Genomic DNA, 20,080 nt, shown 5'->3' with positions numbered 1-20,080 from the left:
ATTTTTATATAAAAATATAAAACTTAAAACATTTTAAGTTCTCTTTTAATTATAAAGAATATAATTTTTTCCATTTTTAAAATTATCTTTATAAGTAATGAAACAAGAAGAGGATATGGTATGTTTATTTTTAGTCCTTTGTTTACGATTTTTATCTTACTAGCAGGTGGGTATTTTGCTAAAAGAGTGGGTATCTTAAAACAAAAACAAGCAAGAACCTTTTTAGATTTTGCTATCGTTTTTGCTTTGCCTTGTTTAATTTTCGATAAAGCTTATCATTTAAATTTTGATTTCTCTTTGGTTGTTTTGATATTTATAGGATTTTTTAGTTGTGCTCTTGCTGCTTTTATAGTCGTATTTTTAGGTTTTATTTTTAATTTTTCAAAAGCAACACTAGTGAGTATGTTTTTACTCTCTTGCTTTGGAAATACTATTTTTGTGGGTATGCCTATCGTTGAAGGCATTTTTGCTAATGCGCAATTTGGCGCAGAAGTAATACTATATGATGCTTTAGCTACTACTTTGCCTATTTCTCTTTTGGGGCCTTTTATCCTTTCTTTGGGAAGTGGTGAAAAAGTAAGTTTGGTAGCAAATATTAAAAAAATTCTTTCTTTTCCACCTTTTTTGGCTTTGCTTTTGGGTTTTTTGTGTAAATTAATATCCTTGCCTGAATTTATTTTTTCCCCTATTCGTTTATTTGGTGGTGCAGCTACTCCAGTGGCACTTTTTGCCATAGGTTTGGGACTTGGTTTTATGGCGATTAAAACTGCTTATAAACCTACTATTCTTGTGATTTTAGCTAAAATGGTTTTAGCACCTTTAATTTTTGTGCTTTTATTAAAGCTTTTTGGTTTTGAAATGAAAGCTTCAATCATAGTTGCCATCATAGAAAGTGCCACGCCTACAATGACTTTAGCAGGAGCTATGGTAATGAAGGCTAAATTAGATAGCAATCTAGCTGTAAGTACTGTGGCTTTTGGAGTGCTTTTTGCTTTTATTTCTATGCCAATTTTAGTTTGGGCTTTGGCGTAAATTTAAATATATGAAAGAATTATAAGAAAAAATTAAAAAAGCAAAGAGTATTTATCTCTTTGCTAAAAATTTATTATTTTAAACCAAGCTTTTTGCTAATTCCTTAGCGCCTTTTAAGTCCACTTTTCCAGAGCCTAAAAGTGGAATTTTTTCTACTTTTAGATAGCGACTTGGCTTGAAAATAGCAGGCATACTTGAGCTTTTTATAGCTTCGCAAACACCTTCAAAGAATTCTTCATCACATTCTATAAGCAAGGCAACTTGTTCGCCTTTTTTCTCATCTTCTAAAGCTACGGTGCAAAATTTCACTATATTTGTATCGATGAATTTAGCGATTTCTTCTTCTAGAGCACCTAAAGATATCATCTCTCCACCGATTTTCGCAAAACGCGAATAACGATCTACGATATACAAAAATCCATCTTCATCTAAATGCCCTTTATCGCCGGTGTTATACCATCTTATGCCATCGATTTCTTTGATGACTTCATCGGTTTTTTCTTTGTTGTTAAGATATCCTACCATGACTTGGTGTCCGCCTATGAGTATCAGCCCATCTTCATTTGTTTTTAGAGTTTCGTAAGTATTAGGATCGACAATGCGAACTGCAGTTCCAGGTAGAGGCATGCCCACACTTCCTTCTTTGCTTGCGCGGTGAACTATCCAATAATCCGCATCAAAGCGATTAGGCAAATTCACGCTTGCAACAGGAGTGGTTTCAGTCGCTCCATAGCCCTCAAAAATACTCTTTTTAAATTTCATTTCAAAGGCAGATCGAACTTCGCTTTTAAGCTTTTCAGCTCCTGAAACAACCACTCTTAAGCTTTCAAACATAATGGCATCAAGCTTTTTATTTCTAGCGTAAATTCCTAAGAAGGTCGAGGTTCCACACATTATCGTAACATTGTTTTTGGCTACAGCTTTTGCTATGCCTAAAGCATCGGTTGGATCAGCAAAAGTAATGCTTTTAATACTTTCAAGTAAAGGTAAAAATGTAGTAACAGTTAGCCCAAAAGCATGAAAAGGTGGCAAGGATGAAAGTATTACATCATTGTTTCTTGTGCAAAGCACATCTGAAATTTGAGCGATATTGCTTAGGATATTTCGGTTATTTAACATTACGCCTTTTGGAGTGCCTTCGCTACCACTGCTAAAAAGAATAGCTGCTATGGCAAGATTGTTTTTAGAAGGAGCAAAGATCGCTTTTAATATAAAGCTAGGTAAAATACTAACTGCCATCATCATTGCTAAAATTTTACTTTTTTGTTTTTTAAAGATTTCAACCACATCTTCCATGTAGATAAGATTTACTTCTTCACCAAAATTTAAAGACACGCCTTTGCTTTCTAATTTTTCTAAGAATTTCTTAGAAGTATAAATTTGTGAAATTTGAGCACTTTTTACTGCTGCTTGTAAGGCTTTTTCTCCCGCAGTAAAATTTAAATTTACTACAATTTTTTGTGCAAGCAAGACACTTAAATTTAGCAAAGAACTAGCAAAAGAAGCAGGAAGTAAAATTCCTACACATTCTTCTTTGGGCGCATAAGATCCGCGTTCAAAATTGCTATTGATTTTTTTTGAATTTTCTTTTATAAGGGTGCTTAAAATAAAACTAAGACTCAATAATTTTCTATAGCTAATCGCTCCTGCTAAAGAGTCGATTATAGCTATATTACTAAGATTTCTTTTAGCGCTGGTGATAAAAGCTCTTGCTATGGTATGCATTGCTTCGCATTGAGATTTCCAAGCCATAAAAGAAAGTTCAAAAACTTTAGCTTTTACCTCTTCTTTTTTAGAATGTAAAGACATAGGAGCACCAAAGGCTATAGCGATATTTCTTTTGCTTAAGGTGCGATTTCTAGCTGAAAACTCCTCATCACTTCTTGAAAAAGTGCTACCCCAAAGTCCGCGTATATAAAAAGGTAAAATCACCCCATCATCTTCTTCTAAATTTGAGCAAACATGTTCAAATCCACCTTTAAATTCATTGAGTTGCCCATGTCTTGAAAGCACGCCTTCAGGAAAAAGACAAACCAAATCCCCTTGTTTAATACGCTCTGCAATAAGCTCTAAGCTAGCCTTGCTTGCTGCACTTGAAACAGGAATGACACCAAATTTATCAAGAAAAATTTTGATATACCATTTAGAATAAATACTTCGCTCCATGACAAAATAAATTTTTCTAGGAATTGCCATTTGCACTATAGCCCAATCGATAAAAGAAATATGATTGCCCAAAAGCAAGGCGCCGCCTTTTTCAGGGATATTTTTAAAGCCTTCCACAAGCAAACGATAGCGTCCTAAAAATGCTATGCTTAAAAGCATTCTTACTAAAGAAAAAGGGAGTTTAAAGACTACATAAATCGCACCCAAAAAAGCAACAAGTGTAATGAAGTAAAATAAATAAATTACATTGATTTCTAAATTGGCAAATAAAGTTGCCAAAACAAGAAAAGTAAGCATGGCGATATTTTGTATGAAGTTATTGCCTGCTAAAATTTTACCCAGTTCATTTTCTTTTGCATGAAATTGTATAAGAGAATTTAAAGGTATGATAAATAACGCACCGCAAAAACCAAAGATAAAAAAGATAAAACTATATGTAATCAAACTTGTAAAATAGGGCATAATCAAGGCCATTAAAAACACGCCCAAAGCCCCAAAAGGAATGAGTCCAAGCTCGATATAATTTTTAGAAAACCTACCCGCTATTAAAGAGCCTAAAACGACTCCAATCCCTGAAAATCCTAAAGAAACTTGTACAAAAAAAGTATTTTCAATAAAAAGTTCATTTTTACTAAATACGGGAAAACTTACAAGATATAATTGCGATATCGCCCAAAATATCGAAATTCCAACGATGCAAAGCCAAATTACTTTATTTTCAAAAATAAGTTTTAAATTGCTCATCAACAATTTTCCGCTCAAATAGCGTTTAGAATCAAATTTTAATTCTTTTATCTCATCTTTAAGTTTAGGTAAACGCCACGCTAAGTAAAGCTCTATGAGTGAAAAAAGTATAAGTAAAAATCCCAAAGGTGCAACTTGCTTTAAAACCTCTTCTGAGCTGTTATGATTTATATCATATAAGCTTTCAAAACTTAAAGAAAAAAGACTCATTCCAGCTAGTATAGCCACGATGCTTACTGCATTAACTGCACCATTTCCCATCGCAAGTAAATCTTTTCCGACTAATTCTTTAATAAAGCCGTATTTGCTAGGAGAATAAAGTGCAGCTTGAATTCCCATGATGAAAGTAAGTGTAAAAGCTGTCCAAAAAGCCCCATTATAATAGCTTATACAAATGATAATCGTAAGCATAACGCTAAAAGCTGCTGAGAGTTTCATGATAAGATTTTTTGGATATTTGTCTGCTAAAAATCCTGAGGGTGAAAGCATTAAAATAAAAGGTAGAAGGATAAGAGCATTAACAATGGCTGTTAAAAGAAGCTGTGTGCTACCTTCATAAACCTTATAAATAGTATTTTGAATGATGATTTTATGCCCTAAATCTACAAAAGCATTGATGAAAGCTACAAGCAAAAAGGGTATGAGCCCATAGATTTTTAAAAAAGAATTTTTTTGCATATAATTTACTCCTAAATTTATGAAAACTTTATAAAAGTGGCATTGATTTTATCATAAAATTCTAACAATAAAATAGAAGATGATTTAAGATAAGAATTAGAAATCTTTCTTAAATATCTTTATCTTTAAAATTATTCACAAGATAAACTTACATAAAACTAGGTGCATCATTAGAAAAAAGTATCAAATCGCCTTGTTGGGTTTCTTTTGCTAAAACCTTAACAAGATCTGCTTTTTCTTTGAGTATGATGGTTTTTATTTTAAGTTCTTTTTTAAAGATATCAGCATTAACCTGTGCTGTGATGACGGCAAGATCAAAGCATTCATTGATGATTTTGGCTAATTTTACATTTTCATCCTTATCTACTTCTACTATACCAGGGCTAACTAAAACCTTGCGCCCTTTATAGTTTTTGCAAAGCTTATAGCTTGCACTCATACCTTTATAATTTCCATTAAAACCATCATCGATGATGAATTTAGGCTCTTTAGAGATGATTTGTAAGCGATGTTCTACTGAATTGATTTTTAAAACTTGCTTTTGAATTTTTTCTATTTTTACGCCTAGATAATTTGCACAAAGTATACAAGCGCAAAGATTTTGAGCATTAAAATCTCCTAGAATTTGGCTTTTAAATTCATATGTTTTATTTTCTAAATTGATCTTAAATTCCAAACCTTGAAGACTTGCTTGAATGTCTTGTAATTTATCATCGTAAAGCAAGATAAGCTCATCTTCGCTTTTTTGGGTGCTAGTATGTAAAAAAGCTTTTTCTAATCTTTTGGAATTTAAAGCTTCGAGTTTGGTTTTTCGCGTATTTTCTATATTTTTAAAATACTCTAAATGCGCATTTCCTATCTCTCCTACAATGCAAATTTGAGGCTCTAAAAAACGCGTTATAACATCAATATCGCCTTTTACTCTTGCTCCTGCTTCTGCTATGTAAATTTGTGTATCATCGCTTAAATTTGTATTGATATCTGCGATAATGCCAAGTAGGGTATTTACAGAGCGAGGGGTTTTGTAGGTTTTAAAATCATCTTTTAAAAGCTCATAGAGGAAATTTTTAATACTTGTTTTTCCAAAACTTGCAGTAATGAGTATGATTTTTAATTGTGGATTGTTTTGAAGTTTGGCTTTGGCTTTATTTTTAAAATATAAATTGCTAAATAGCTCAAAGATTTTAAGACTTATAAGAGCAAAAGGCAGGGCAAAAAGATTAAAAAGAAAAGAAAAACGCAAAGCAAGTATGGCAAAAAGGGTATTGTAAATAAATACGAAAACAAAAAACCATTTAACCTTACTTGTAAAGACGAGTTTTTTATCTATGCTTTTATTCCAAAAATATAAAATCGGAGTATGAATAAGTGCAAAATACGCCAAAGAATATAAAGGAAAAGTCAAAAAGAAAAAATAAGGTAAAAATAAAAAATACAAATGCCACAAAGGTCTATGATAGTGAAAAAATACGCGTTTAAATTTATAAGAATACCATTGTAAAGCGCTCATAAGATAAAAAGCTACACAAAAATTAAAAAACAAAGAATTGATAAAATAAAGTGTATTGGTTAGCATTGGTTTTCCTTGATTTTATTGGCTATAAATAAAGAATGTTTTAAAAAGAAAAAATGATCCCCTTCTAAAGGATAAAATTCGCTATTTTTGATAAGCTTGTGCATTGCTTCTCCGCTTTTTAAAGGGGTGGCTTTATCATCAATCCCCCAAAAAATAAGGCTTTTATTGTCGATTTTAGCAAAAGTTTGACTCAGATCTTCATCTACTACATTTTTAAAAGTTTGATACATCAAAGGGTTTAAATTTGCTCCATCTTTGCTTGCAAAATAACGATAAAATCTACCCAAACCCAATTTTTTTAGAAATTTAAACAGCATGATTTTAAAACGCACTTTAAAAGATTTTTTTGCAAGTATGCCTGAATTTGAAAGCAAAACAAGTTGAGCTTTTTGAAAATCCAAAACAAGTAAAGCAGCTATTTTTCCACCAAAAGAATGTCCTAGAAAAATATCAATATCAAGTTTTTTTTCTTTTAAAAATTCTTTTATGATATTTACATAATCTTGGCTATAAAGACTTTTTGGCGCACTTGAATTTCCAAAACCAGGTAAATCTAGATAAATTTGACAAAAATCATTTAAATTTTTAGAAAAAGCTTGCTTCATAAGCTCCTTATTTGCACCCCATCCATGCAATATGAGTAAAGATTTTTTCTTATCTTGATTTAAAATTTCATAACTTAATTCATAAGTATCATTATTATAAATCACATTTACAAGCGCCATCTTAAACCTTTTGGTTTTTGTAAATATTTTCTAAGAGTTGCATAGCATTTTGCAAGCGTTCAAATTCTTTCATACTGAGCAAAACGGCCTCAAATTTATTATTTTTTAAGATGACCATTTTGCCCGATTCGCTTTTTTTTAGTTTTTCGATCAAAGGGCTAAAGTTTCGCACAACTTCTGTGGCGGTATAGATTTCATCTTGTTTAAAAGAAAGCATAAATTTTCCTAAAATACATAAAATTTTATGTAAAATTTAACATACTTTCTCTTAAAGCTTTATAATTTGCCTTTTTGTCCATTAATAGAATGTAAAAATTCATAAGTGATTTTAATCTTCTTTTCGCTTTCTATACTTAGAGCAAGTTGCTCTATAATTTTGTTAAAATCTTTGAAAAGATAATTTGCTAAAGAGCCTGGATTTGGATTGATTTCATTCAGATAAACTTCATTATCTAGGATGAAAAAATCACAACGGATTAAAGCACCTTTAAATAAAGGATTATAAATTTTGGCAAAATTATCTTTAAGCTTTTGCTTTAATTCTTCGCTCAAATCAGCTTCGATAAGTTCGTTATGGCCTGAAAAACTAAGATATTTTTGCTCAAAATCCAAAAATTCTTTTTTCTTTGGTTCTTCGATGATTGAAAAGATAAATTCATCTTTGATCATACATCCTGCAAGATTGTACTCTTTGATGTTACTTTTAAAATCCTCTACCAAAATATCAGTATCAAACTCAAAACCCACATCCTTAGCATAATCCAATTCCTTTTCATTTTTAGCTATGCTAATCCCTATACTGCTCCCAAGTCGTGCAGGCTTTAAAATGCAAGGAAAATGAGCTGTAAAATCTTGCTTTTGACTTTTTCTAAGCATTTGATAATCTAGAGTTTTAACCCCAACGCTTTGTGCGTAAAGTTTTGTGAACTCTTTATTGAAAGATAAAACACTTGCTTCAACCCTAGGACCTATGAATTTGATATCAAAAAATTCAAGCAAAGAAGCTATCTTTCCGTCTTCTCCATCTCTTCCGTGGATGAGGTTGATCACACAATCTAAATCTAAGTTTTTTTCACTCCATAGACTTTTATGATAAAAAGCCTTTTGTCTTAAAAATAACTCCTTTTCTTTTTGGTAAGCACCACCGCTAAAGGTTTTAGAATTCATTTTTTCGCTAGGAATTAAATAAAATCTCCTTTTTTCATCGCAAAAAATAAATGTCAAATCCGTATTTATCACTTTTTTTAATACCACAGCACTTACAATGCTGATTTCATGTTCGTAAGAATTTCCGCCAAAAAGTATCGCTAATTTCATTATTTTTCCTTATGCTAGTTTTTTTAGTGCTTCTTTGATAAGTTCGCTTGTATCTTTTCCGTTGCAAGTACTTAAAACGCTTAATATTTTATCTTGTTTAAATCCCAAAGAAAGCAAAGCAGCCAAGGCTTCGCTTTTATCATCGCTCACACTTTCGAGTTGGACTTTGGCATCTCCAAGTTCTACGATGATGCGTTTGGCGCTTTTTGGACCAATGCCTGGAACTTTTTTAAGTACACTCTCATCTCCCAAATTTAAAGCCTTATAAAAAGAATTTACATCCAAACTTGAGCATATAGCCATCGCAGTGCTTGCGCCCACTCCATTTACTTTTAAAAGCATTTCAAACATTTTTTGCTCATCTTTATCTAAAAAACCATAGAATTTATTAGAATCCTCTTTGATGATTTGAGTGATGAAAAGCTCGTATTTTTGATGAGTTTCAAGCTTAGCAGCACAAAAAAGTGAGATAAAAACCCCATAGCTTAAACCACTAGCGCATTTTATGATAGCAAAAGTGGGTTCTTTTTTTGTGATTATTCCTTCGATGGCAACAACCATTCTATATCCTTTTCTTCATAGTCAAGTTTTTTATCAATCTCTATATATTCTTGATTATTTTGTATGATTTTTTTCAAAGCTATAAATTTTGCACTTTCTTTAGTGGAAGAAGAATAAAAAATATCTTCTTTAGGTTCTAAAAGCGAAAATCTGATTTCATTCATATCGCTCCATTTTCCACTTTTGTTGATAAATTTAGCTTTAAATAAATCCTCTTCTAGTGCTAAAAGCTCATCGTGGATTTTTTTTCTATATTCTAAAAGTTCTTTTTCTTGGTTTTGAAGTTTATTTAAGTTTGCATTTTGTATAGAGAAATTTTTTAAAAATTTTTCATATTGGCTTGGTATATTTTGTCCTTGATTTTTAAGCTCTAAGACTTTTTTTTCTATATCTAAAACATTGTTTTTGTTTGATAGAATGTATTGTTTGAGTTTGCTTATTTTATGATGAAGAGATGAAATTTCATTCTTTATTTTTAAAAGTTCTTGATCGTAGTCTTTATCCATTTTTTTTATTTTAGTATGAAATTTATTATTTTCACCTTCAAAGCGTTCTATGACAACATTATTGTAAAACACACATGAATTATTGCTTTCTAATTGTTCTATATAAATTCTATCTGCTTCTATCACTCCACCTAAGCTTTTTTTAATCCTTACTTCCTTGGCTTTTATATTGCCACCCTCTAAGAGATCTATGTTTAGTTTGTCTGCTTGAGCAAAACCGCGATGTGTTTTTATATAGGCTTCTTTGGCATAAATTTTAGATTTTGTGTGCGTGGTGCCTTCAACTCTCATTCTTGTAGCTTTTAAATTTGTATTGCTTCCAACGCTTCCTGTGATATTGAGTTCTTCGCATTCTATTCCTACACCTGAATTAACAGCATCTTGCATATCGGATATAAATTTGATATTTATTTTTACATTTTTATCCAATCCTGCGCGGATTATGCCTATATTTTTAAAATCAACTTTATTATTAAATTCAAGCAAGTTTGCAATATCAAATTTATCTTGATCTTCAACTACATAACCCTTTTTTAGCGCCAAATATTCTGTGTAATCTTCGTATTCTACAGTCTTAAATGCTAATGAGGAGCAGTTAAATTTGATTTTGTTTTGATTAGCATCTATAACTTTTAAAGTATGTAAATTTAAGTCTTTTCCTTCTTTGCCTTGCTTGAATTTGTTATATCTTAATACAACTTCATTTTCATCAACTGCTATAATACCCGAGCGTTTTTCATCTATAGTATAATCTTTAGCCTTTTCTTTATAAAGCAAAACTAAGGCTTCATCTTGGCTTTGTATAGGTTCAACACCTTTGGCTACATTGATTTGCAAGGTTTTATTTAAAGTATTTTTCTTGTGTTCATTGCATATACGGATGAGTTCTTTTTTAAAATCAAAGATACGAATGCCTATTAAAAACTTAAGCTTTAACATTTTTTTGTAGATAATTTGCAAAAGTTCAAAAGTTAATTTTTCATGATATTTTAACTCATTAAAATTGATTTGAGCGACAATTTTTGTTAAATTTTTATTAGCAATCAGCTTGATAGCATTTGCGGTTTTATCTTGGCGTGTTTGATGAAAAATTTCGATTTTGTACTCTTGTTTGATTTGCAAATCCTCTTTTAAAAATACTTCATCTTTTTCAAAAAGAGTGAGATCTTTTTCAGCAATTTTTATCCATTCGGTATTTTCAAGACAATATTGTGTCGAAAAAGCTAAAAGATGAAAATCAAGTTCATTTAAAGCGATATTAGTTCTTGAAGCTACAGATAAAAGTTCGCGAGAAGGATTTTCGGTATAGGAAATGATTTTCTCATCTAAAGCCAAAACTTTCCCCTTTATTGTTTAATTTAAATTCAATATTATAGTCAATTTTTAATCAAATTTAGTTAAAATGATAGCTTTTATATTTGAAATTTTGTGAAAATTTATGAAGAGTTTAGTGTTTAAAAATTTTATTATCAATGCTTTAGGAATTTTATTTTCTCGCGTTTTGGGTCTAGCGCGTGATGTTTTAATCGCTCTTTTTTTGGGGGCTGGAATTTATAGTGATATTTTTTTTGTAGCATTAAAAATGCCTGCCTTTTTTAGAAGAATTTTCGCTGAAGGGGCGTTTGGGCAAAGCTTTTTACCTAACTTTGTCAAAGCAAAGAAAAAAGGCGCTTTTTGCGTGAGTGTGATGTATCAATTTAGTGTTATAGTGTTTTTATTTTGTCTTTTAGTAAGCTTTTTTTCTTCATTTTTTACCAAGCTTTTTGCTTTTGGGTTTAGTTCCGATACTATAGCTTTAGCCTCTCCTTTGGTGGCGATTAATTTTTGGTATTTGTTTTTTATTTTTTTGGTTACCTTTTTAGGAGCGATTTTAAATTATAGACAAAAATTTTTCATCACTTCTTTTTCGGCAGCTTTGTTTAATCTAAGTATAGTTATAGCCGCATTTTTTGTTGATAAAGATGCTCCTCAAGATACGCTTTATTATTTTTCTTATGCGACTGTATTAAGCGGTGTGGCACAATTGATTTTGCATTTAATGGTGTTGCGAAAAAATCCTGTGATACGCGCTATGGCATTAAGTGTGAAATTTAGACGAGCAAAGGCTAAACTAGAGGGTTTTTATAGCAATTTTTTTCATGGAGTTTTAGGCTCTTCTGCTACACAAATAAGCTCTTTGCTTGATACGACAATAGCGAGTTTTTTAATGACGGGTAGTATTTCTTATCTTTATTATGCAAACCGCGTTTTTCAGCTTCCTTTAGCTCTTTTTGCTATAGCCTTAACTCAAGTTTCTTTTCCTAAAATTTTAAAGCATTTAAAAAGCGATCAAGAAAATTTAGCCTTAAGTTTTATGCAAAGAGCTTTAGCGGTTTTAAGTATTTTGTTGATTGTTTCAAGTATCGTAGGTTCTGTATTTGCTTTAGAAATTTCAAAGCTTTTATTTGAAAGAGGGAATTTTACTCACGAAGATAGTATTATCACAGCTTATGTTTTAATCGCTTATTTGATAGGGCTTTTGCCTTTTGGCTTACAAAAATTATTTTCTTTATGGCTTTATGCTAAATTCAAACAAAAAACAGCCGCTTTTATCGCCTTTAAAGCCTTGCTTATTAGTGCTTTATGCTCTGTGCTTTTTATTTTTTTAATCAAAGATGAGAGTTTAAAGGTTATAGCTGTGGCGCTTTCAAGCTCTTTAAGTGCTTTTTATTTGCTTATTGCCAATATCAAAGAATTCGGTTTTAAGAACTTTTTTGCTTTAATATCTTTTAAATTTTGTTTTTTAATGATTACAGGACTTGTTGTTTTTACAATTTTGCTTTATGAGATCAAGCCTTATCTTATAGAGGCTTTGTGGATCGTTGCTAGTGTTAAAGGAGTGTTTTGATGAAATTAATGGATAGCGTTTTAAAAGAAAAAATCGAACTTGATCAAGATAATGTCAATATTTATTTATGTGGACCTACTGTGTATGATGATGCGCATTTGGGTCATGCTAGAAGCAGTGTTTGTTTTGATTTGTTGCGTAGGGTTTTACTTTCTTTGGGCTATAGGGTGCAATTTGCTAGAAATTATACAGATATAGACGATAAAATTTTAAAAAAAATGAGTGAAAGCGGTAAGAGCTTAAATGAGCTTGTTGAGTTTTATATAGCAAATTACGAAAGAGATATGAAAGCTTTAAATGTTTTAGAGCCTGATTTTAAACCTCGTGCGACATATTATATAGAACCTATGTTAGATCTTATCCATAAGCTTAGTAAAAATGGCTTTACTTATACTTTAGAAGATGGAGTGTATTTTGATACTAGCAAAGATGAGGATTATCTAAGCTTATCTCATCGTAACACAGAAGAAAATGTTTCAAGACTGAGTAATGAAGTTGAAAAAAGAAATGAGAGTGATTTTGTTCTTTGGAAATTCGATGAAAATTTTTATGATAGTGAATTTGGAAAAGGGCGACCAGGTTGGCATACTGAATGTGTGGCTATGATTGATTCTATTTTTGGCGATACTCTTGATATACATGCAGGTGGAGTGGATTTGTTATTTCCTCATCATGAAAATGAGGCAGCACAATGTCGTTGTGCGTGCAAAAGAACTTTGGCAAAAATTTGGCTTCACAATGGCTTTGTAAAAATCAATGGAGAAAAGATGAGCAAAAGTTTAAACAATAGCTTTTTCTTAAAAGATGCACTCAAAGATTTTATGGGAGAGGCTTTAAGATTTTATCTTTTAAGTTCTCATTATAGAGCTCATTTTAATTATTCTTTAGATGATTTAGAAAATGTAAAAAAACGCTTGGATAAGTTTTATCGTCTTAAAAAAAGACTTGCTGTGGGAAAAACCCCAGATTTTGGAATTTTAAATGATATAGAGATTCATAGCAATATCGCCAAGCAAATCTTAGAAGTTTTAAGTGATGATTTAAATATCTCCAAGGCTTTGGCGCTTTTAGATGAGTTTATAACTAATGCAAATTTAGAGCTTGATCAGCAAAGTAAAAATAAAGAATTAAAACAAAAAATCAAAGAAGCTTTAAGCGAACTGGCTAAAATTTTTGGCTTTGGTTTTATGGATGAAAATTTATATTTTCAATGGGGTGTCGCCAAAGAGTTGAAAGAAAAAATTCAAGATCAAATTTTGCAAAGAAACGAAGCTAAGAAAAATAAAGATTTTGCCAAAGCAGATCAGATCAGAGAAGACTTGCTCAAGCTTGGTATTGCTTTGCAAGATACGCCGCAAGGAACGATTTGGGAGAAAATTTAAATGCATAAAGATATGACTCTTAAAGATGTTTTAATCCGTTTTAAGCCTTTTTATAAAAAATACAAGAAAGAATTTGCCATTGCTATTTTTGGGATGATACTTACTAGTATAGGAACAGCTGGAAGTTTCGCATCTTTAAAGCCTATTTTAGATTATATTTTTGTTGAAAAAAATGAGGCCTTGCTCTATACCTTACCTTTTCTACTTGTTATTATTTATATTTTAAAGAATTTGGGTTTTTATTTACAAACTTATTATTTAAGTTTTATAGGAATGGATACTTTAAGAATTTTGCGTTTTAAGGTTTTAAAAAATCTTTTAAAGCTTGATATGGATTTTTTTAAACGCAACAGAACCGGAGAGCTAGTAAGTCGTTGCACTAATGATATTAACGCTCTTCAAAGCATAGTTTCTAATATCATTCCTGATTTTTTTAGAGAGCTTTTAACCATTGTGGGTTTATTGATAGTGGTATTTTATCAAAGTCCTATTTTGGCTTTTTTTGCTCTAGTAGTTTTGCCTTGTGCGATTTTGCCCTTGGTGCATTTTGCTAGAAAATTAAAAAAATACGCTAGAAGTATACAAGAAACAAATTCTGATTTGCTTTCAAGACTGAGTGAAATTTTTTCAAATATTGAGCTTATTAAGGCGAGCAATACTCAAAACAAAGAAAGCGAAAAATTTGCCAAACAAAACAACGAGCTTTGTCGTTTGAATTTAAAATCCACTCGCATTGATGCTCTAACTAGTCCACTTATGGAGATTATTGGATCGCTTGGAGTGGCTGCGGTAATTATCATCGGAGGAAGAGAAGTGATCCATGGTACGATGAGCGTGGGTAGTTTTTTTGCTTTTATTACAGCACTTTTTGCTATTTATACACCCTTAAAAAGATTATCTTCGCTTTATGGTAGACTACAAGGCGCAATAGCAGCAAGCGAGAGGACTTTTTATTTGCTTGATTTAGAGCCACAAATTCTAAATGGAAGTAAAAACTTAGAAAGTATAGCAAGGATTGAATTTAAACAAGTAGATTTTGCTTATGAAAATCCTTATAAGAGTGTTTTAAAAGATATTAATTTTGAATTTAACAAGGGTGAAATTCTTGCACTTGTTGGAACAAGCGGGGGTGGAAAATCATCTATCATCAATCTTTTAATGCGTTTTTATGATAAGCAAAAGGGTGAGATTTTATTAAATGATCTAGATATCAGTGAATTTAGCATAGAAAGCTTGCATGATAGAATAGGCCTTGTAACACAAAATATTTATCTTTTTAACGACAGCTTTGCTGAAAATGTAGCCTACAGCGAAGAGCCTAATAAAGAAAAGATTATCAAAGCTTTAAAACTAGCCAATGCTTATGAATTTGTCCAAGAAATGGGAGGAATTTATGCAGAGATAAAAGAGCATGGTAAAAATTTAAGCGGGGGTCAAAAACAACGCATTGCCATAGCTAGAGCCTTGTATAAAAATCCTGATTTGCTTATTTTTGATGAAGCAACTTCAGCTCTTGATAATGAAAGTGAAAAAGCCATCATCGAGACTATAGAAAATTTAAAAAAAGATAGACTTGTTTTAATGATTGCCCATCGTTTAAGCACTATAGAAAATGCAGACAAGATCGCAGTGATTGATCAGGGGCAAATGATTGCTATAGGAAGCAATGAAGAGCTTTTGCAAAGTTGCGAACTTTATCAGAAATTTAAAAACAAAGAAGTAGATAAAGTCTAGTTTTAAGTTAAATTTAGTTAAAATTTTAAAAAAACGAGGAATAATATGCTTTATAATTTTATAAAACCCTTACTTTTTAAGCTTGATCCTGAAAATGCTCATGCCTTAGTGGAGGGCAGTTTAAGGTCCTTAAATGCCACTTTGCCAGGCTCTTTGAGCTTTTTTGCTTATAATTATATTGTAAATGATGATAGCTTGAAACAAAAATTACTAGGACTTGATTTTAATAATCCTGTGGGTTTAGCAGGAGGATTTGATAAAAATGCCACCATGATACGCCCTTTAGCGGCTCTTGGTTTTGGTTTTTTAGAGTTTGGAACCTTTACTCCAAAACCTCAAGAGGGAAATGAAAAACCGCGTTTATTTCGCCTTGTAAAACAAGAAAGCATACAAAATGCAATGGGTTTTAATAATCAAGGAGCAGAAAAAATCGCCGCAAGATTATCAAAAATTTATCCTTTTGTTTTGCCTTTGGGAGCAAATATAGGAAAAAATAAGATCACAAGCAATGATAAAGCTTTGGAGGATTATTTTACTTTATTTAGAAATTTTAAAGATTTGTGTGATTATTTTATCGTCAATATTTCTTCACCTAATACTAAAAATTTAAGAGAACTTCAAAATGATGATTTTTTAAGTCATCTTCTTGAAGAAGCTAGAAAAATCACTAACAAACCTATTTTGATAAAAATCGCTCCTGATATGCCTATAGATAGCGCTTTAAAGCTTTGTGAAAATGCTATCTTAAAAGGAGCAGATGGTTTTATCATAGCCAATACAAGTGTAGATTATTCTCTTCTTGATAATAACAGAACTTTTGGCGGCATAAGCGGAAGGCTCATCACTGAAAAAAGCGGTATTTTCTTTAAAGAGCTTGCTAAGGTTTTATTTGGAAAAACTTTACTTATTGCAAGTGGAGGGATAGACAGCGGCGAGCTTGCTTATGAGCGAATCAAAAATGGAGCTAATTTAATACAAGTTTATACAGCATTGATTTTTAAGGGGCCTTCATTGGTAAGAGATATTAATAAAACTCTTATAGAATTATTAAAACAAGATGGTTTTATGCATATTAGCGAAGCGGTGGGAGCAAATTTAAAATGATAGATTATAGTAAAATTACACTAAAAAATAAGCTAGATGTTTATACTTTTCCTGTAAATAAAAACAGCGATGTTATCAGTGTAGATATTTTTTATAAAGTGGGTTCAAGAAATGAGATCATGGGAAAAAGCGGTATAGCTCATATGCTTGAACATTTAAATTTTAAAAGCACTAAAAATTTAAAAGCAGGGGAATTTGATGAGATAGTTAAGGGCTTTGGCGGGGTTGATAACGCCAGCACGGGTTTTGATTATACTCATTATTATATCAAATGTTCTAAGAAAAATTTAGACAAAACCTTAGAGCTTTTTGCGGAGCTTATGGAAAATTTAAGCCTTAAAGATGAGGAATTTCAACCCGAAAGAAGTGTGGTCTTAGAAGAGCGTAGATGGAGAACGGATAATAATCCTTTAGGGTATTTGTACTTTAGACTTTTTAATCACGCTTTTATGTATCATCCTTATCATTGGACCCCTATAGGCTTTTTTAAGGATATAGAAAATTGGAGCATAGAAGATATTAAAGAATTTCATAGTACTTATTATCAGCCTAAAAATGCTATTTTGATAGTAAGTGGGGATATTGATAGCGAAGAGGTTTTTAGTGGAGCCAAAAAACATTTTGAAAAAATCAAAAACACTAAACCTATTCCAAAAATTCATACCAAAGAGCCTAAACAAGATGGAGCTAAAAGGATAGAGATTAAAAAACCAACTCAAACCGAACTTCTTGCCATAGGTTTTAAAATTCCTAATTTTAAACATAAGGATATACCTGCTTTAAATGCCTTAGCAGAACTTTTAGGAAATGGAAAAAGTTCTATGATGAATGAAATTTTAGTCGATGAATTAAATTTAGTCAATGAGTTTTATTCTTTTGCAAATGATTGTATAGATGAGAATTTGTTTATTTTTATTTGTAATTGCAATGTGGGCGTAAAAGCAGAAAAAGTAGAACAAGAGCTTTGGAAGATCATAGATAGACTTAAAAAGGGCGATTTTTCGAGCAAGGATTTGCAAAAAGTAAAAAATAATGTCAAGAGTGATTTTATCTTTTCACTCGATACAGCAAGTGCGGTTTCAAATACTTATGGTTCTTATTTGGCTAGAGGGGATTTAAAACCTCTTTTAGAATATGAAAGCAATATAGCCCATTTGTGCGAGCAAGATTTGGTTAAAAGCGCTAAAAAATATTTTGATAGATCAAATTCGACTACATTGATTTTAAGAAAGGATTAAAAATGGATAAAAATATCATTATCGGAGCAATGACAGCTTTGATTACACCTTTTAAAAATGGCAAGTTAGATGAGCAAAGTTATGCAAGATTGATACAAAGACAAATTGATAATGGCATCGATGCGGTAGTTCCTGTTGGGACAACAGGAGAGAGCGCGACTTTAACCCATGAAGAACATAGAACTTGTATTGAAATTGCAGTAGATATTTGTAAAGGAACTAAGGTTAAAGTTCTAGCGGGTGCTGGAAGTAATGCTACCCATGAAGCTGTGGATTTGGCTCAATTTGCCAAAGAGCATGGAGCAGATGGAATTTTAAGTGTGGCTCCTTATTATAACAAACCAACACAGCAAGGACTTTATGAGCATTATAAAGCGATCGCAAATAGTGTGGATATTCCTGTGCTTTTATACAATGTCCCTGGAAGAACAGGCTGTGAAATTTGCACTGAGACTATTATTAAATTATTTAGAGATTGTGAAAATATCTATGGGGTTAAGGAAGCAAGCGGAAATATAGACAAATGCGTTGATTTGCTTGCGCATGAACCAAGGATGATATTGATTTCAGGTGAAGATGCGATCAATTATCCTATACTTTCTAATGGGGGCAAAGGGGTGATTTCAGTTACTTCAAATTTGTTGCCTGATATGATTAGCAAGCTTACTCATTTGGCTTTGGAAGAAAATTATAAAGAAGCTAAAAAGATTAATGATGAGCTTTATAATATCAATAAAATTTTATTTTGCGAGAGCAATCCCATCCCTATAAAAACTGCCATGTATATAGCAGGACTTATTGAAAGTTTGGAATTTAGACTTCCTCTTTGTTCTCCAAGTAAGGAAAATTTTGCTAAAATTGAAGAAGTGATGAAAAAATATAAGATCAAAGGATTTTAATGAATACAGAATTTCAAGGAAAAACTTTAGTGATTAGCGGTGGAACTCGCGGGATAGGCAAAGCTATAGTTTATGAATTTGCTAAAGTGGGTGCAAATATAGCTTTTACTTATAATTCTAATGCGCAAATTGCTGATGAAATGGTTCAAGATTTGGAGAAAAATTATAAAATCAAAGCTAGAGCTTATGAGTTTAATATCTTAGAACCTGAAACCTATAAAGAACTTTTTGAAAAAATTGATGTGGATTTTGATAGAGTGGATTATTTTATCTCAAATGCTATCATTTCAGGTCGTGCAGTTGTGGGTGGTTATACTAAATTTATGAAGTTAAAACCAAAAGGAATTAACAATATCTTTACCGCTACTGTAAATGCTTTTGTTGTAGGAGCTCAAGAAGCAGCTAAGAGAATGGAAAAAGTAGGGGGTGGAAGTATTATTTCAATTTCTTCTACTGGAAATTTGGTTTATATAGAAAATTACTCAGGACACGGCACAGCAAAAGCTGCGGTTGAAGCAATGGCAAGATATGCAGCAACAGAGCTTGGAGAAAAAAATATCCGTGTAAATGTAGTCAGCGGTGGGCCGATTGAAACAGATGCTTTAAGAGCTTTTACAAATTATGAAGAGGTTAAACAAGCAACTATAAATTTAAGTCCTTTAAATCGTATGGGACAGCCTGAAGATCTAGCTGGTGCTTGTCTTTTTCTTTGCTCAAATAAAGCAAGCTGGGTAACAGGACATACTTTCATCGTAGATGGTGGAACGACTTTTAAGTAAGATAAAAATTTAATTTTACTTAAAAAATATTATTTATTTTTTAAGTGCTTGCTTAAAAACTTGCACTTATAAAAATAAATTTTTTAAAACAATTATAAAAACAGAGTTTAATCAAGTTTTAGCTTCCAGCCCATATAAGCACTCAAAAGCGTAAATAAGAAAATCAAATTTAAAAATAAATCGCCAAATCCAATATAACCTATAGACAATACACTATAAAAAAATCCACCCACAGCAGAATAAATACAAATCGTACTTAAAGAGCCATTTTCTGCCATTTGTTTGCAAGGACAAATTTTATAAAATTTTTTATCATTGAATTGATTTTTTTTCTTATTTCCTAAGAGCAAGCCCAAAAGCGCAAAAGCATCTAAAAAAACAAAGAAGCAAAGTAACACAAAATCTAAATTCACAAAAATCACCTTTAAAAATATCTAAGCCAAGAAGGTAAATGCACTTGTTCAGCTCTAAGGCTTGTTTCTTGCCCATGTCCAGGTAAAAGTCTAAAGTCTTCTTTATAAGTCATCACTTTTTCCAAGCTTTGTTTCATTAAATTAGCATCTGAATAAGGAAAATCCCATCTTCCTATACTTCTATAAAATAAAAAATCTCCGCTAAACATCAAATTTTCACCCATAAGTTCTATCATGGTACAGCCTGGCGTATGCCCAGGGAGAAAATGGAATTTAAACCGAGTGTTAGAAATTTCAAGCTCATCTTCATTTTCGATTAAAACATCAGCTTTACTTGGC

Annotated in this window: 17 protein-coding genes; 8 read left to right on the top strand and 9 right to left on the bottom strand. The window is 31.5% G+C overall.

What is annotated here, in order from left to right; translation table 11 throughout:
- The first annotated feature begins 120 nt into the window (after positions 1-120).
- Positions 121-1,032 carry an AEC family transporter gene (locus CCO88_RS09585; RefSeq protein WP_002780325.1) on the top strand — a complete coding sequence of 304 codons (912 nt, stop codon included), beginning with the start codon at positions 121-123 and terminating at the stop codon, positions 1,030-1,032.
- Between the two features lie 78 nt (positions 1,033-1,110).
- Here the strand turns inward: CCO88_RS09585 and CCO88_RS09580 are convergent, their stop codons facing one another.
- The 7 genes from CCO88_RS09580 to CCO88_RS09550 all read right to left on the bottom strand — a co-directional run bounded on the left by CCO88_RS09580 (position 1,111) and on the right by CCO88_RS09550 (position 10,640).
- On the bottom strand, positions 1,111-4,620 hold the full coding sequence (locus CCO88_RS09580; protein ID WP_002840551.1) for an acyl-[ACP]--phospholipid O-acyltransferase: 3,510 nt from the start codon (positions 4,618-4,620) through the stop codon (positions 1,111-1,113).
- A gap of 148 nt (positions 4,621-4,768) precedes the next feature.
- Positions 4,769-6,196: a Mur ligase family protein gene (locus CCO88_RS09575; protein WP_002785025.1), complete on the bottom strand. Its 1,428-nt coding sequence runs from the start codon at positions 6,194-6,196 to the stop codon at positions 4,769-4,771.
- Positions 6,190-6,921: an alpha/beta fold hydrolase gene (locus tag CCO88_RS09570; RefSeq protein ID WP_002780330.1), complete on the bottom strand. Its 732-nt coding sequence runs from the start codon at positions 6,919-6,921 to the stop codon at positions 6,190-6,192. Before CCO88_RS09570 ends, CCO88_RS09575 begins: the two co-directional genes overlap by 7 nt.
- 1 nt (position 6,922) lies before the next feature.
- Positions 6,923-7,138, bottom strand: coding sequence for a type II toxin-antitoxin system Phd/YefM family antitoxin (locus tag CCO88_RS09565; protein WP_002776699.1), 216 nt, complete (start codon positions 7,136-7,138; stop codon positions 6,923-6,925).
- 59 nt (positions 7,139-7,197) lie between these two features.
- Positions 7,198-8,238 (bottom strand): D-alanine--D-alanine ligase, encoded by a 1,041-nt coding sequence (locus CCO88_RS09560; RefSeq protein WP_002780332.1) that lies wholly within the window; start codon positions 8,236-8,238, stop codon positions 7,198-7,200.
- A gap of 9 nt (positions 8,239-8,247) precedes the next feature.
- Positions 8,248-8,799: a Holliday junction branch migration protein RuvA gene (gene ruvA / locus CCO88_RS09555; RefSeq protein ID WP_002776701.1), complete on the bottom strand. Its 552-nt coding sequence runs from the start codon at positions 8,797-8,799 to the stop codon at positions 8,248-8,250.
- Positions 8,775-10,640 (bottom strand): flagellar assembly protein A, encoded by a 1,866-nt coding sequence (locus CCO88_RS09550; protein ID WP_002785029.1) that lies wholly within the window; start codon positions 10,638-10,640, stop codon positions 8,775-8,777. Before CCO88_RS09550 ends, ruvA begins: the two co-directional genes overlap by 25 nt.
- Positions 10,641-10,743: 103 nt before the next feature.
- Here CCO88_RS09550 and murJ point away from each other — a divergent pair, with 103 nt between their 5' ends.
- The 7 genes from murJ to CCO88_RS09515 are packed head-to-tail and all read left to right on the top strand — an operon-like array spanning position 10,744 to position 19,328.
- Positions 10,744-12,192, top strand: a complete 1,449-nt coding sequence (gene murJ / locus CCO88_RS09545; protein ID WP_002816972.1) for a murein biosynthesis integral membrane protein MurJ — start codon at positions 10,744-10,746, stop codon at positions 12,190-12,192.
- Positions 12,192-13,574 (top strand): cysteine--tRNA ligase, encoded by a 1,383-nt coding sequence (gene cysS, locus CCO88_RS09540; RefSeq protein WP_002776706.1) that lies wholly within the window; start codon positions 12,192-12,194, stop codon positions 13,572-13,574. The genes murJ and cysS overlap by 1 nt, the downstream gene beginning before the upstream one ends.
- Positions 13,575-15,308, top strand: a complete 1,734-nt coding sequence (locus CCO88_RS09535; RefSeq protein ID WP_002786669.1) for an ABC transporter ATP-binding protein — start codon at positions 13,575-13,577, stop codon at positions 15,306-15,308.
- A gap of 45 nt (positions 15,309-15,353) precedes the next feature.
- Positions 15,354-16,412, top strand: a complete 1,059-nt coding sequence (locus CCO88_RS09530) for a quinone-dependent dihydroorotate dehydrogenase (protein ID WP_002776710.1) — start codon at positions 15,354-15,356, stop codon at positions 16,410-16,412.
- Positions 16,409-17,650: a M16 family metallopeptidase gene (locus CCO88_RS09525; protein ID WP_002776712.1), complete on the top strand. Its 1,242-nt coding sequence runs from the start codon at positions 16,409-16,411 to the stop codon at positions 17,648-17,650. Before CCO88_RS09530 ends, CCO88_RS09525 begins: the two co-directional genes overlap by 4 nt.
- A gap of 2 nt (positions 17,651-17,652) precedes the next feature.
- Entirely contained in the window at positions 17,653-18,549 is an 897-nt protein-coding gene (gene dapA, locus CCO88_RS09520) for a 4-hydroxy-tetrahydrodipicolinate synthase (RefSeq protein ID WP_002776714.1), read from the top strand.
- Positions 18,549-19,328, top strand: coding sequence for an enoyl-ACP reductase (locus tag CCO88_RS09515; RefSeq protein ID WP_002780350.1), 780 nt, complete (start codon positions 18,549-18,551; stop codon positions 19,326-19,328). The genes dapA and CCO88_RS09515 overlap by 1 nt, the downstream gene beginning before the upstream one ends.
- 107 nt (positions 19,329-19,435) lie before the next feature.
- Here the strand turns inward: CCO88_RS09515 and CCO88_RS09510 are convergent, their stop codons facing one another.
- Both CCO88_RS09510 and CCO88_RS09505 read right to left on the bottom strand, forming a co-directional pair.
- Positions 19,436-19,741, bottom strand: coding sequence for a hypothetical protein (locus tag CCO88_RS09510; protein WP_002776716.1), 306 nt, complete (start codon positions 19,739-19,741; stop codon positions 19,436-19,438).
- A gap of 11 nt (positions 19,742-19,752) precedes the next feature.
- On the bottom strand, positions 19,753-20,080 hold a 328-nt coding region (locus CCO88_RS09505), incomplete at its 5' end, for an MBL fold metallo-hydrolase (RefSeq protein WP_002785101.1).

The organism is Campylobacter coli LMG 9860 (assembly GCF_000254135.1).
Lineage (GTDB): Bacteria > Campylobacterota > Campylobacteria > Campylobacterales > Campylobacteraceae > Campylobacter_D > Campylobacter_D coli.
This window is presented reverse-complemented; position numbering and strand designations above follow the sequence as displayed.

Bases quoted from the DNA above. Each gene is read 5' to 3' on its own strand.
- CCO88_RS09535 (WP_002786669.1), top strand. From the start codon at position 13,575: ATGCATAAAGATATGACTCTTAAAGATGTTTTAATCCGTTTTAAGCCT.
- dapA (WP_002776714.1), top strand. From the start codon at position 17,653: ATGGATAAAAATATCATTATCGGAGCAATGACAGCTTTGATTACACCT.
- cysS (WP_002776706.1), top strand. From the start codon at position 12,192: ATGAAATTAATGGATAGCGTTTTAAAAGAAAAAATCGAACTTGATCAA.
- CCO88_RS09585 (WP_002780325.1), top strand. From the start codon at position 121: ATGTTTATTTTTAGTCCTTTGTTTACGATTTTTATCTTACTAGCAGGT.
- CCO88_RS09515 (WP_002780350.1), top strand. From the start codon at position 18,549: ATGAATACAGAATTTCAAGGAAAAACTTTAGTGATTAGCGGTGGAACT.
- ruvA (WP_002776701.1), bottom strand. From the start codon at position 8,799: ATGGTTGTTGCCATCGAAGGAATAATCACAAAAAAAGAACCCACTTTT.
- CCO88_RS09530 (WP_002776710.1), top strand. From the start codon at position 15,354: ATGCTTTATAATTTTATAAAACCCTTACTTTTTAAGCTTGATCCTGAA.
- CCO88_RS09570 (WP_002780330.1), bottom strand. From the start codon at position 6,921: ATGGCGCTTGTAAATGTGATTTATAATAATGATACTTATGAATTAAGT.
- CCO88_RS09525 (WP_002776712.1), top strand. From the start codon at position 16,409: ATGATAGATTATAGTAAAATTACACTAAAAAATAAGCTAGATGTTTAT.
- CCO88_RS09575 (WP_002785025.1), bottom strand. From the start codon at position 6,196: ATGCTAACCAATACACTTTATTTTATCAATTCTTTGTTTTTTAATTTT.
- murJ (WP_002816972.1), top strand. From the start codon at position 10,744: ATGAAGAGTTTAGTGTTTAAAAATTTTATTATCAATGCTTTAGGAATT.
- CCO88_RS09560 (WP_002780332.1), bottom strand. From the start codon at position 8,238: ATGAAATTAGCGATACTTTTTGGCGGAAATTCTTACGAACATGAAATC.
- CCO88_RS09580 (WP_002840551.1), bottom strand. From the start codon at position 4,620: ATGCAAAAAAATTCTTTTTTAAAAATCTATGGGCTCATACCCTTTTTG.
- CCO88_RS09565 (WP_002776699.1), bottom strand. From the start codon at position 7,138: ATGCTTTCTTTTAAACAAGATGAAATCTATACCGCCACAGAAGTTGTG.